This is a genomic window from Bradyrhizobium sp. Unk1 (assembly GCF_059512345.1).
Map to the genome: position 1 here is coordinate 171673 of NZ_JCAMOP010000016.1, position 12550 is coordinate 184222.

Here is a 12550-nt window from a genome sequence, read left to right on the forward strand (position 1 = left end):
TGAAAAAGACGACAGGGCTGATCCGCATTCGGTGACCGCTTGACGCAAGTGCGTCAGCGGTTACCGATTAGGATCATGTTCGGACTGAAGAGGGAGCGTCATCGTGGCTGACGGCGTCAGGAAAGACGAAGAGTTCTCGGGCACCAAGCCGGTCGAGGAGCGTCATCGCTTCGACGAGATGCGGCTCGAGGCCTGGATGCGCGACAACGTCGAAGGCTATGAAGGCCCGCTGGTCGTCCTCCAGTTCAAGGGCGGCCAGTCCAATCCGACCTACCGGCTCAACACGCCGAACCGCTCTTACGTGATGCGTCGCAAGCCGTTCGGCAAATTGCTGCCGTCGGCGCACGCGGTCGATCGCGAATATCGCGTCATCGCAGCCCTCGGAAAGCAGGGTTTTCCGGTCGCGCGGGCTTATGCGCTGTGCCAGGACGACAGCATCATCGGCGCCGCCTTCTACATCATGTCGATGGAGGACGGCCGGGTGTTCTGGGATCCGACGCTGCCGAGCCAGACGCCGGAAGATCGCCGAAAAATCTTCACCAGCAAAATCGAAACGCTGGCAAAACTCCACATGTTCGATCCCGTCGCGATCGGCCTCGGCGAGTTCGGCAAGCCCGGCAATTATTTCGCGCGTCAGATCGACCGCTGGACCAAGCAGTATCGGGCGTCCGAGACCCAGCACATTCCGGAGTTCGAGAAGGTCGCCGAATGGCTGCCCAAAACCGTGCCGGAGCAGGCGCGCGTCTCGATCGTCCACGGCGACTATCGCCTCGACAACATGATTTTCCACGCGACGGAACCACGCGTGCAGGCCGTGCTCGATTGGGAGCTGTCGACGCTCGGCGATCCCATGGCCGACTTCACCTATCTCCTGATGCAGTGGATCATGCCGGGCCTGGAGGGCGCCGACCTCGAGGCGCTCAACATCCCGAGCGTCGACGAGGCCGCGCAGATCTATTGCAACGTCACCAAGATGACGGTGCCCGATCTCAACTGGTATTTTGCCTACAACCTGTTCCGCCTCGCCGGCATCACCCAAGGCATCGCCGGCCGCGTCCGCGACGGCACCGCCGCCAATGCCAAGGCGCTGGAGTCAGCCAAGCGCACCGTGCCGCTGTCGAAGGCGTCATGGGAATACGCGCAGAAGGCGGGCGCGGTTTAGGGACGACGAAGGCGCGGCCGATGGCCGCGCCCTTTTTCGTTGTGGTCCTCGCTGCTCGCACACACTCCGCGTCATTGCCCGCGAAAGCGGGCAATCCAGTATTCCAGAGGCAGTGCGATGATACGGAGAAGCCGCGGCGTACTGGATGCCCCGCCTTCGCGGGGCATGACAGCGATGTTGGACTGACCCTAGCGCGAAAAGAGCCCGCCACATGATCGATCACGCCACCCTCATCGCCTATATCCTCATCGTGCTCGGTTTTGTCTTCATTCCGGGCCCCGCGACGCTGCTCACCATGGCACGGGCCGTCAGCTCGGGAACGAAGGTCGGCATCGCGACCGGCGCTGGGATTGCGGCCGGTGACTTGATCCACACTTCGATGGCGATCGTTGGCCTCTCGGCGATCATCGCGACCTCTGCGCTGCTGTTCAGCATCGTCAAATATGCGGGTGCAGCGTTCCTGATCTATCTCGGCATTCGCGCGATGCTCGACAAGGCGCCGATCGAGCTGAACGGCGGCGCGCCCGCGATCGGCGCGGGTCGCGCTTTCCGGCAGGCCGTATTGACCGAAGTGCTCAATCCCAAGACCGCGCTGTTCTTTCTCGCCTTCCTGCCGCAATTCGTGAGGCCGGAGCACGGTTCGATCGCACTTCAGCTTGCGATCCTCGGCATCGTCTTCGTGCTGCTTGGCCTGCTCAGCACCGTGGTATTCGCCGTCGGGGCCGGTCGCCTCGGCACCCTGCTGCGCCGCCATCCAGCCGTCGTGAAGTGGCAGGGCAAAGTGGTCGGGACCATCTATTGCGCCGTTGGTGTGCGGCTGGCCTTGCAGGAGCGATGAGGCGCGGTGAGCTCCCGTAGCCCGGATGAGCGAAGCGATATCCGGGGCAGGTGGTCCCGCCAGTCGCTTCGCTCATGCGGGTTACGCACTGCTCCCACGCACTCCCGTCATTGCGAGGAGCTCTTGCGACGAAGCAATCCAGACCGCCCCGGCGGAACGATTCTGGATTGCTTCGCTTCGCTCGCAACGACGAGGAGAAGCCTTACCCCTTCGCGCAATGCGCGATCAGCCTTTCGACAAACCCCGCGCACTTCTCCAGCTCCGCCATCTCCACGAACTCATCCGGCGTGTGTGCCTGCGCGATCGCGCCGGGCCCGATCACGACCGAGGGGATGTCGGCCATGCTGGCGAAAAGGCTCGCCTCGGTGCCGAAAGCGACCTTGGCGTGGTCGTTGCGACCCGCAAGGCTCTTGGCGAGCGTGACGATCGCGGCATCGGCGTCGGTGTCGAGCGCGGGATAATCGAGGATCTCCTCGAAATCGATGCCGCACTCCGGGTGCCTCGCCTTCATCGCGGGCTCGATCTCGGCCTTGGCCCAGGCGACGATCGCATCGGTCACCTCCCTGGACTCGGTGATGCCGATGCCGCGACATTCGAAATCCACCGTGCAGGTGTCAGGCACGATGTTCAGCGCGGCGCCGCCATGCACGATGCTGGTGAGCAGCGTCGAATGCGGAACGTCGTAGAGGCTGTCGCTTGATCGCGCGGCCGCAAGCTTCACGGCACGGCGGCGGATTTCGGTGATCAGCTCGGCCGCGTATTCGATCGCGTTGACGCCGTCGGGCGCGATCGAGGAGTGGCGGGCGAGCCCCCTGAACGTCGCGCGCACGCCGTGCTTGCCCTTATGGCCGATGATGACCTTCATCTCGGTCGGCTCGCCGATGAAGGCGCCGAGCGGTTTTATCCGTTTCTTCGCGACCTCGCGCAACATCGGCCGCACGCCGACGCAGCCGATCTCCTCGTCATAGGAGATGGCGAGATGGATCGGCGTCGTCAGCTTCGCCTCCAGCATCTCCGGCACCATGGCGAGGCACACCGCGACAAAACCCTTCATATCGGTGGTGCCGCGGCCGTAGAGCTTGCCGTCGCGCTCGACCAGCTTGAACGGGTCGTGGCTCCAGTCCTGGCCCACGACTGGCACGACGTCGGTGTGTCCCGATAGCACGAGGCCTGGCCGGTCCTCCGGTCCGATCGTGACCCAGAGCGAGGCCTTCTGCCCGGTCTCGTCGGTGATGCGCTCACCCTTGACGCCGAGGAAAGCGAGATAGCTCTCGATATGGGCGATCAAGGGCAGATTGGTGCGGTCGCTGACGGTATCGAAGCCGACGAGGTCGGCGAGGAGGTTGCGAATGCGATCGGGTCGTGAACTCGGGAAAATCGGGTTGGGCATTGTCTCGTTCATGAGATGGAGGATGGCTTCGTCGCTTGCACGAAACATACCAACGGAGTGGCGGTTCGGGCAAATCGCGATCGCCAAGGGTGCTTTCGCCGAACCTCAGCCGAGCGCGGAGAGATCTTTCGGCAGCATTCGCTTGAACAGGTCGAGCGTACGCCGCGCCTCCGCCGGCGGCAAGGCGATGACGTGACGAACCGCGGCTGCGATCTGGATCATCGCCAGTTGCGAAAAGGAGGTGAGGGCGGCCGCGGGCTGTTTCGGCGCGACACGCTTGAGTGCCTCGCGCAGGAGGCCGGCGAGAAAGGCCACATCCTCCTCGTCGATCTTCTGCAGGCTTCGGTCGGCCTGCGTGGCTTGCCAGATGTGATGCATCACGGGATGCTCGCGGAACATCTGGTCATAGCCGTCGGTGATGCGGCACAGCGCAGCATGCAGGTCGGATAGCTTCTTCATCTCGGCGAGGTCGCGCTGGACGCATTCGCGGCCGATGACATTGCAGCGCTCGGCGAGCGTCCCGATCACCGTGCTCTTGTCCGGAAAATATTGATAGAGCGAGCCGAAGGCGATGCCGGTGCGCTCGACGATGTCGCTCATCCGGAACGCGTCGCTGCCTTTCTCGGTGAGGATCTCGGCCGCGGCCGTCAGGATGCGGTCGAAGCGTTCCCGGCTTCGCTCCTGCGTCGGCACCAGCGGCGTGCGTCGCGCGGCCGCGTGCGTCGTCTTGTCCGTCCTGTTTTTCCGTTCCGGCATCCCGATTCCCGCCATCCGCGCTTGACGTTATAAATAAGAGAGTTTATCGCATTTATCAAATGCGAGAGGTTATCGTATTTGAGGGAGCTGCGGCATGCGGCAGGGTTTCACGACCGGACTGCTCTGGTTTTCGGCGATCGGCTGCGGCCTCATGGCCGGAATCTATTTCACCTTCTCGACCTTCATCATGGCCGCGCTCGGCCGGCTCGACCAGGCGGCCGGCATCGCCGTGATGAACGCGATCAATGTCGACATCGTGCGCTCGCTGTTCATGCCGCTGTTTCTCGGCACGACGGTAGCAGGTGCGGCGCTGGTGGTGATGGGGACGTTGCGCGTCAGCGAGCCGGGGGCAGTGAGCATGATCGCCGGCGGCGGCCTCTACGTCATCGGCATGTTCGTGGTGACGATGGTGTTCAACGTCCCGATGAACAACGCGCTCGCCGCGTTGCAGCCGTCTGCGCCGGAGGCAGGCGCGGTGTGGGCGGCGTATCTGAAGGACTGGACGTTCTGGAACCACGTGCGGACGGTTGCGTCGGTGGTGGGGTGTGCGCTCTTTGTTGCTGCGCTTGCTTCGTAGGCCAAATCGGCTTCGTAGCCCGGATGGAGCGAAGCGAAATCCGGGGCCGCTGTGTCCGGGGGCGCAAACCCCGGATTACGCTTCGCTCCATCCGGGCTACAAGATCTCTGGGCTACAACACCTTGCGTTGCCCGTCGGGCAAAACACCCAAAACTATCGGTCAATCGGCACCCGCAAAAATATTCTACTTTACCGAAATTCGGAGTTGGCGGATATTGCGCGCAACCCGGCCCAAGGAAGAGGGGCGTATCGCGATCGTCACGAACGCGGGCCGGGCGGCGGTGGACGTGGGCCACATCGGTGCGAAGGTGATTGCAGGGCGGAGAGCCGTGAGCGATGACGTCGCACGCACGACCGGTGTAGCTCGCGTACGGCCAAATCGTGTCGTCCTGACGTCCGGGGTCTGTGCGTCAAGTCTTGCGGTGATGTGGGCTGCCCGACCGGGCGCGCACATCAGTCATCCGCGAGGCGACGGGAGCAATAGTGCATCGCTCCCCGGGGAGAGCGCGACATAAGCCGTTCCAACCACTGCGCAGGGAAAATAAACAGGCGCATGAAGTTCTGTAGAGCCGCGTGCAGTTCGCATCCCATTGATCACGCGCGCAATATCCCCATAAGGTGTCATAGGCCTTCATGGGCCTTTACAGACACGATCGCGACACTTCGCGAGAACGGGGACACGAATTACATGGCACGCAAGGTCAGCTTCAGTGCGCTTGAAAGCCGCAGCGCGCGGCTACGATTGAAGATTCGCCGCAGGCCCTACAGCGGACCGTCGCTCGCGCGCGGGATCGCGCTGATGTACCGGAGAAACAAGACCAACGGCACATGGGTGCTTAAGGTCAGCGACGGCCATGGCGCTTACTGGACCAAGGGCTTCGCGCTGGCCGACGACTTCGAGGATGCCGACGCTAAGAACGTGTTGACGTTCCACGAGGCGCAGGATGCGGCGAAGAAGCTTGCGCGCAGCGATGACGGCAGCGCGAACAATGCGCCGATCACTGTTGATGGTGCGCTGAAGGACTACGGGCGCGATCTGGAGGCCCGCGGAGCCAATCCTTACAACGCACAGCATCCGCGCCTGCATCTCACGCCTGCGCTGCTGTCAAGGCCGGTGGCGCTGCTCGCAGCGACCGAACTGAAGAAGTGGCGCGACGGCCTGCTAGGCACGATGGCGCCAGCCACGATCAATCGGCTGTGCCGCTGCGTTTGCGCTGCGCTGGGGCTGGCGGCGCAGCATGATCAGCGAGTCAAGAACCGGGAGGCATGGGAAGTTGGTCTCGCTAATCTGCCTGACGCGCAGGAGGCGAGAAACGTGATCCTGCCGGACGACAAGGTGCACGAATTCGTCGCCGCGGCTTACGGAGTCGATCATCAATTCGGACTGCTGACCGACACGCTGGCGAACACTGGCGCGCGCCCCAGTCAGGCGGTCCGGCTTCGCGTCGAGGATCTGCAGGATCGTCCGGTGCGGCCGAAATTGATGATGCCGAAGTCTGCCAAGGGCGGCGGCAGAAATCGCAGTGCGAAAAAGGCCGAGCGCTACAGCGTGCCGATTACGGTGCAATTGGCTGTACGGCTGAAGCTGGCGGCTAAGGGGCGTGCCGTCGATGCTCCGCTGCTGTTGCAAAGCAATGGCAGTCCCTGGAATAGCAATCCGCGGGAGAACTATCATCGCCAGGTCGATAAGGTCGTTACCGCCATCGGGCTCGATCCTGCCGAGGTGACGATGTACTGCCTGCGCCACTCCAGCATCGTCCGCATGCTGCTGCGAAATGTACCGATCAGGCTGGTGGCGTCGCTGCACAACACCGGCGTAGCGATGATCGAAAAGCATTATTCGAGGTACATCACCGAGTACTCGGTCGACGACATCGCACGTGCCGGGCTGCTGCCCGAGCCCGCGGCTGCCGTTGACAACGTCGTGTCGATCGCGGGGCGATGAGCTGCCAGAATTCCGGCTCTCAAATTGAATTCCGGCGATTGGCGGCGCTCGATGCCGATGCGCTCCCGCATCGACAATCTAGGGTTGATCGATCGGACGGGAGACAAATCGCGCAGAAATTCTCGCGATAGATCAACGCGATCCGCGTGATGCTCGTTGGTGTTGCCGGTCGTGGGACGAAATCGGCCCAATGGCAAGAGCCCGCCGGCGGAAATTCGGCTAACCTTGTTTTCGGTTGAACACAAATAAGCCCGAAAATCCTTCCGACAAATCACGCGGTTAGCTGGAGGGCTTCGCAATTACTACGACAATTAGATAGTAATATCAATGGTTTATCCAATCTCCTACATAGGATTCGCGTTGACGAATTATGGCCCATCATGTTGAACGTGAGTCTCCGAAGTGGAGGTGATATCGATGCGCCGCAAAAAAATAACTGGAAAAAGCCAGCCGGTAGTCGACGAACCGATCCCGCCGCCGCGCCTGGCGCTCTCCATTTTGGAGTTCTGCGATGCACACGGGATCTCCGCGGGATTCTATTATAAGTTGAAGAAGCAACGCAAAGGTCCGCGCGAGATGCGGCTGGGCAAGCGGACTCTGGTCACGTTTGAAAGCGCCGCTGAGTGGCGTCGCGAGCGCGAACTCGCCAGCGCAGCCGAGGCCGCGAAGGCCGCCGCCGAGTGCGAAGCCGCCAACAAGGCCGACCGGGTGAAGGCCGAGAACCTCGCTCACCCCGAAGGCAAAGCGAAGCCTGCGAAATCCGCCCGCGGTCAGCGCGAGGAAATTATCGCCTAACGCGGACCAGGAACGATTTTGAGCGCCCCGCTCATGCAGCGAGGAAACGAAATTGCCCGCCCTCATTGCTAGATCGCCGCCAGAAGAAGCGGGGTTGTCCTCCCGTTCACCTTTGCATTCTTTTCCTCGACCGCTCTGAAAAGCACGAGGTCCAAGATGTATAGCTCCGCAGAACTCTCGATCATCGCGCAATATCTGGAAATGGAATGCGCAACGCGCTGGATTCACTTTCGAGACGGCGACTTCTATTTGGGCGATCACGAGGTAACGGGCGAAAAATTCATTGTTGATCTCCAACATCTCAAGTTCGGCCAAATCGCCCGCGCTGGAAACAGAATCGTTGCCGTGCGAGAGGGGCGGCCGTTGCGGAGTTGTTTTTCTTACAAGCCTATGCCGCCTGCTGAAACCCTGACCTCATTCTTGCAGGTTGTTACTGAGGCACAGGCAATATTGAGTGCCGACACCGAGTCGGTAGTCATTGTCGGCCTCGAACACTATGACTCTGGAGCTAAGGCTAACTACGTGGCCGATACGGCGGAAGGAAAAGCCGCTCTCGGAGCCCTATGCAACTTGTGTGCACGACGTGCGCGCAACGGATCCCCTCTCGTCCGGCTTACGGCCAAAAAATACACTGTTCCATCCGGCGTTCTAAGTCGAGAACCACAGTTTGTTGTTTTGGATTGGGAATCCGGCGGCTCGATCTCCTGCGACGACGATCTTCCGTTTTAGCGCGACGACGTCTCGGCCCTGGGCCCACAACCCGCACGCCCGATGGGTTCCCAATGACCACGTACCCGTATCAGAACTTCGATATCGACGATCCTCTCGGCATCCTTGCTGAGCAGGGGAAGGGTCGTTTTATAGACATGGCCACCCTGGACTGGTTTAGAGACCGGGACGTCAGCCCGATTAACCTTTTCCAGACATGGGTCGGCTGGTCTGACTACGTCCGGCTGGACGCTGTCGTCTTCCTCCCGCGCGGCACATTCGAGTTCGGCCGATACAAAAAAGACTATCCTGCAGAATCCGCTCTGACGTTCGTCTGTTGGGATGCCTTCGGTGACCCACAGGATGTCTGTGCCTGGCAACCCGCGACTGGCAAGACCGCGACTTGGTTTGGCCGCGCTGCTCTGCTGGGCGAGGACAACGTCAATGCACCTCAATTGGACGGCGGACTCCAAGTCCACCGTGACACCTTGGATTGGTTCCGCGCAAAAAGACAGGGAGTTGTAGTTCTCGACCGTCAGCGCGCCGCACCCATGTTGCGGCAGGTCGGAACGCTTATCGCCTCATCGCCTGAACATGGCCGGAAGCTCCAACAACTCCTCCGTGTGCAGCCGCCGCACATTCTGGTTCCGAAACCCACGGTGGCGGCATGACCCACGTCTTACTAAAGGATGCCGAGAAGGAGGAGCGCAAGCAAAAGCTACGTTCCACATCCGCCTGCGTGGCGCCGGTCGAGCCAAGCGATGGTATTAGCCCCACAATACCGCTCGGATACAGTTTGACCGACCAAGGGCTGTTTTGGTCGGACCCCCAAGAGGGGTCTGAGACGCTCCCTATGTTCGTCGCGTCCAGGTTCGATGTCGTTGCAGAGACTCGTGATGGGGACGGGACGTCGTGGGGTGTGCTCTTGCATTGGAAGGATCACGACGGCCGGGATCATCAATATGCATTGCCGCGCGCCAGCTTAGCTGGTGATGGCGCAGAGGCCCGCCGCATACTGTTGGATGGCGGACTGTATATTGCGCCCAATCGAAAGGCCCGAGATTTGCTAAATAGCTTCTTGCTCCAAGTTCGATCGTCATGCCGATGTCAGGCGACGCCGCACGTCGGCTGGCACGGCAACTCGTTCGTGTTGCCCGAGGCCTGTTTCGGTGCTGGCGAACGCGAAACTTTGCTGCTGCAGAACGCCTCCGTCCTCGGACACTGCTTTCGGCAGTCGGGCCGCCTTGAAAGGTGGCAGCAAGAAATCGCGAGGTACGCAACTGGTAATAGTCGGTTAGTCTTGGCGATCTCGGCGGCATTCGCCGGACCATTGATCGGGCCTTGCTCGGCAGAAGGCGGCGGCGTTCATTTTAAAGGGCCATCCTCCATCGGCAAAAGCACCGCTTTGCATGTTGCTGGCAGCGTATGGGGTGGCGGTGACGCCAATGGCTATATTCGATCATGGCGCGCGACAGCCAACGGAATCGAGGGTGTGGCCGCATTGCATTGCGATACGCTGCTCTGCCTTGATGAGATTTCGCAGCTTGCGCCCAAGGACGCAGGTGAAGTCGCCTACATGCTGGCGAACGGTTCCGGAAAAATGCGCAGTGCGCGCGACGGCTCAATGCGCCGCGCGGCCAAATGGCGAACGATCTTCTTGTCGTCGGGTGAGATCGGATTAGCCGATAAGGTCGCTGAAGACGGTCGGGGGCGGCGGCTAACCGCTGGCCAACAAGTGCGGGTCGTTGACGTCCCCGCCGATCCTGGTGTCGGAATTGGGATGTTCGAAAACCTTCACGGCTTTCCGTCCGGCGAAGCGTTTGCGCGGTATCTGCGAGATGCAACTAGGCAGCACTATGGTGTTGCGGCCAGAGAGCTTCTCAAAGCTATCGTGCCCGACATTGATGAGGTAAAGAAACAGATCGTTCCAATTATGGAGGCATTTACTGAACAGGTTGTGCCTGCTGGCGCGGACGGTCAGGTGGAACGGGTGGCACAGCGTTTTGCTCTGATCGCTGTCGGCGGCGAGCTTGCTCAACAGTATGGAATTGTGCCGTGGCAGCCCGGCGAGGCAGTTGCTGCGGCCGGTCAATGCTTCAATGACTGGCTGCTCGCGCGGGGTGGTCACGATGCGGCGGAGGTTCGTGACGGCATAGAACAGGTACGGTCGTTCCTGTTCGCCCATGGCATGTCACGCTTCATCCCGGCTTGGGAAGTGGGACAGTCTATCCCAACTCGCGACGTGGCTGGCTTCCGGAAACTGGTGGCCGAGGGGTGGGATTACTACATCACGACAGCCGCCTGGAAAGAAGTTTGTGCTGGGTTAGACCCGCGGCGTACAGCGACGATGTTAGAGCAGAAAGGTTATCTCGTCGGACGCGAAGGCGCGCATCTTGCTGAAAGCGTTCGTGTTCCCGGAAACGGGAAACGACGGCTCTACCATATTCGCGCAACCTTTCTGGAGGATGCGAATGAAGCATGACTTGGAAGCGTTCTCCCGCGAGATTGTGAGCCTGATCAAAATGAGTGGGGACACTGGTGGCAGTCGGGACAAATCAAAGGAGCCTCGGCCGCACGGCTATTTCTATGTCCCCACTAGGCAAGCAGCGATGTCCCCACTGGCATTGGACTGGGGGCACGACGTTTCAGCGACACGGAACAACAAAACTTCACATTTAAAGACAGTTGCGGAAGGTGCCCCCAGTGTCCCCACTGTCCCCACCCATTTTCGGATCGACCGACCGGTGGAAATTGAGGGAAGTATCCTTGCCGAATGGCATGCAATTTTGGAACGGCTCGATCGGCGCGGTCCGGCTGACTGGCTCTCGCACGAGCAGTGGCGTGCCTTGCTCTCCGACGCCGAGAACTTCCTGACGCGCTGGGGCGGTGCAGCGCACTTGCTTGGGTGGACTTCGCTTGATCTGTTCGGAGTCCATCCGATCGCGCCGGCCGCGCGATTTGACGTGATGGGATTAATCCCAATCCTGAACGGTGCCGAGGTTCTCGCACTTACGAGCCAGACGGCGACAATACAAAGGGTGTCGAACACGATTCAAACCTATCAACGCCCTAAGACCGGTGGAGCAATCGTTATTTCACTGTTACCTGAATTGACCGGAACGTTGCCGTAACATCCACGATTGCGATGGATTATATGCTGGGTTCAACCCCAACGAACAGGTCGGATGTCATTGACCGAAAAACCAAAAGCCGAAGTGCTATCCCCGCGCAATGCGATGGCGCTGGACACGCTTGGTGCGGTGCGCGGGGAGATGGCGAGGCTCTATCGGCTTGGATTGAACGGGAAGATCCCGTCCGACGAAATGACCCGATTTATCTATGCTTTGAAGGAAATCCGCGCCTGCCTTGAGGCGGAGATGCTGACCGACGTTCAACAGCGACTAGCCTTGCTGACGCGAAACATGGACAACCAAAATGGTCACCGCATCCTTCATCAACCGATTGTCCCAAGCAGTTGACCGAATCGAGAGCCAGAGCCACGCGCGTCCATGGAAGGTCGTGCAGATTCGTCGAGGCATTCACGAAGACCCCGATGTGGCGCGCGATCGTCACTATGCCGTCCACCCCGAGGATCGGGACGCGGATGTCGTGATCTTTGACTTTGTCTTCGATGATGAACTGGCTGACGAGAGCCAGGATCGTGGCGCCGCGGGGCCAGAGAAATCTTAGGGCCCGCGAGATAAGACGTTTCTGACACTGGTCGCGTGCCACGTGCCACCACGGGGTCCCAGTACTCCTTGAGCGTTCAGCCGATCGGCGATCTTGCGCAGCGAGGTGGCCCCGGTCTGCTGAATTTGCTGAATGAGGGGGATCACCTCGAGCGCGCGGGCATCGGCAGCTCGCCGAATTTGCTGGACGGCTCGCTCACGCGCGTCCCGAAGGCCCGGATTACCAAGCTTGACGCCGCGCACCTTCGCCGCAGCGAGGGCCGCGCGTGTGCGCGATCCGATCAACGTGCGTTCCTTTTCCGCGAGTGCGGCGAAGAGGTGCAGGACAAACGGGTCGACATCAGCCCCGAGCTCGGCAACCAGGAACGGCACCCGATGCACCATCAGCCCGCTGATGAAGTGTACGTCGCGGCTGAGGCGATCCAGCTTGGCGACACCGAGGTGGCACTTGTGCTTCTTGGCGAGCGCCAGCGCGGCCCTAAGCTGCGGACGGCGCTCCAGGGCATCGTGGCCCTTGCCCGAGTCGACCTCGACAAACTCGTGAACGATGTGGAAGCGCTCGGCTTGGGCAAAGTGGACCAACGCCGCACGTTGCGCGTCGAGACCAAGACCTGAGCGACCTTGCTTTGACGTGGAAACACGCATGTAGGTCACAAGCGGTCGTTCGGGAGTCACGGAATACCTCTATGA

The 12550-nt window shown here is 60.8% G+C and carries 14 protein-coding genes; 11 read left to right on the forward strand and 3 right to left on the reverse strand.

Annotation, left to right across the window (positions count from 1 at the left end):
- Positions 1 to 103: 103 nt before the first annotated feature.
- Positions 104 to 1162 carry a phosphotransferase family protein gene (locus AC5ZFO_RS22205; RefSeq protein ID WP_282521079.1) on the forward strand — a complete coding sequence of 353 codons (1059 nt, stop codon included), beginning with the start codon at positions 104 to 106 and terminating at the stop codon, positions 1160 to 1162.
- Positions 1163 to 1373: 211 nt separating this feature from the next.
- Positions 1374 to 2000 carry a LysE family translocator gene (locus AC5ZFO_RS22210; RefSeq protein ID WP_282521078.1) on the forward strand — a complete coding sequence of 209 codons (627 nt, stop codon included), beginning with the start codon at positions 1374 to 1376 and terminating at the stop codon, positions 1998 to 2000.
- Between the two features lie 202 nt (positions 2001 to 2202).
- On the opposite strand, the gene argE is transcribed toward AC5ZFO_RS22210, so the two are convergent.
- A complete protein-coding gene (gene argE / locus AC5ZFO_RS22215) occupies positions 2203 to 3390 on the reverse strand; it encodes an acetylornithine deacetylase (protein ID WP_282521077.1) in 1188 nt (395 codons plus the stop codon).
- 105 nt (positions 3391 to 3495) lie between these two features.
- On the reverse strand, positions 3496 to 4146 hold the full coding sequence (locus tag AC5ZFO_RS22220; protein ID WP_282521076.1) for a TetR/AcrR family transcriptional regulator: 651 nt from the start codon (positions 4144 to 4146) through the stop codon (positions 3496 to 3498).
- Between the two features lie 94 nt (positions 4147 to 4240).
- Between AC5ZFO_RS22220 and AC5ZFO_RS22225 the strand changes: the two genes are divergently transcribed.
- The 9 genes from AC5ZFO_RS22225 to AC5ZFO_RS22265 all read left to right on the forward strand — a co-directional run bounded on the left by AC5ZFO_RS22225 (position 4241) and on the right by AC5ZFO_RS22265 (position 11861).
- A complete protein-coding gene (locus AC5ZFO_RS22225; protein ID WP_282521075.1) occupies positions 4241 to 4723 on the forward strand; it encodes an anthrone oxygenase family protein in 483 nt (160 codons plus the stop codon).
- A 688-nt stretch (positions 4724 to 5411) separates the two neighbouring features.
- Positions 5412 to 6668 carry a site-specific integrase gene (locus AC5ZFO_RS22230; RefSeq protein WP_496122533.1) on the forward strand — a complete coding sequence of 419 codons (1257 nt, stop codon included), beginning with the start codon at positions 5412 to 5414 and terminating at the stop codon, positions 6666 to 6668.
- A gap of 417 nt (positions 6669 to 7085) precedes the next feature.
- Positions 7086 to 7463 carry a hypothetical protein gene (locus AC5ZFO_RS22235; protein WP_496122534.1) on the forward strand — a complete coding sequence of 126 codons (378 nt, stop codon included), beginning with the start codon at positions 7086 to 7088 and terminating at the stop codon, positions 7461 to 7463.
- Between the two features lie 156 nt (positions 7464 to 7619).
- Positions 7620 to 8192, forward strand: coding sequence for a hypothetical protein (locus AC5ZFO_RS22240; RefSeq protein WP_496122535.1), 573 nt, complete (start codon positions 7620 to 7622; stop codon positions 8190 to 8192).
- Positions 8193 to 8245: 53 nt separating this feature from the next.
- The gene (locus AC5ZFO_RS22245) at positions 8246 to 8842 is read left to right on the forward strand and encodes a hypothetical protein (RefSeq protein ID WP_496122536.1); all 597 of its coding nucleotides are present in this window, start codon (positions 8246 to 8248) and stop codon (positions 8840 to 8842) included.
- The gene (locus AC5ZFO_RS22250) at positions 8839 to 10653 is read left to right on the forward strand and encodes a DUF927 domain-containing protein (RefSeq protein WP_496122537.1); all 1815 of its coding nucleotides are present in this window, start codon (positions 8839 to 8841) and stop codon (positions 10651 to 10653) included. Before AC5ZFO_RS22245 ends, AC5ZFO_RS22250 begins: the two co-directional genes overlap by 4 nt.
- Positions 10643 to 11302 (forward strand): hypothetical protein, encoded by a 660-nt coding sequence (locus AC5ZFO_RS22255; protein ID WP_496122538.1) that lies wholly within the window; start codon positions 10643 to 10645, stop codon positions 11300 to 11302. The genes AC5ZFO_RS22250 and AC5ZFO_RS22255 overlap by 11 nt, the downstream gene beginning before the upstream one ends.
- Positions 11303 to 11356: 54 nt before the next feature.
- Positions 11357 to 11650 (forward strand): hypothetical protein, encoded by a 294-nt coding sequence (locus tag AC5ZFO_RS22260; protein WP_496122539.1) that lies wholly within the window; start codon positions 11357 to 11359, stop codon positions 11648 to 11650.
- The gene (locus tag AC5ZFO_RS22265) at positions 11607 to 11861 is read left to right on the forward strand and encodes a hypothetical protein (protein ID WP_496122540.1); all 255 of its coding nucleotides are present in this window, start codon (positions 11607 to 11609) and stop codon (positions 11859 to 11861) included. Before AC5ZFO_RS22260 ends, AC5ZFO_RS22265 begins: the two co-directional genes overlap by 44 nt.
- On the opposite strand, the gene AC5ZFO_RS22270 is transcribed toward AC5ZFO_RS22265, so the two are convergent.
- Complete coding sequence (locus tag AC5ZFO_RS22270; protein ID WP_496122541.1) at positions 11858 to 12505, reverse strand: recombinase family protein; 648 nt, start codon at positions 12503 to 12505, stop codon at positions 11858 to 11860. The two genes, AC5ZFO_RS22265 and AC5ZFO_RS22270, sit on opposite strands and share 4 nt — an antisense overlap.
- Positions 12506 to 12550: the final 45 nt, after the last annotated feature.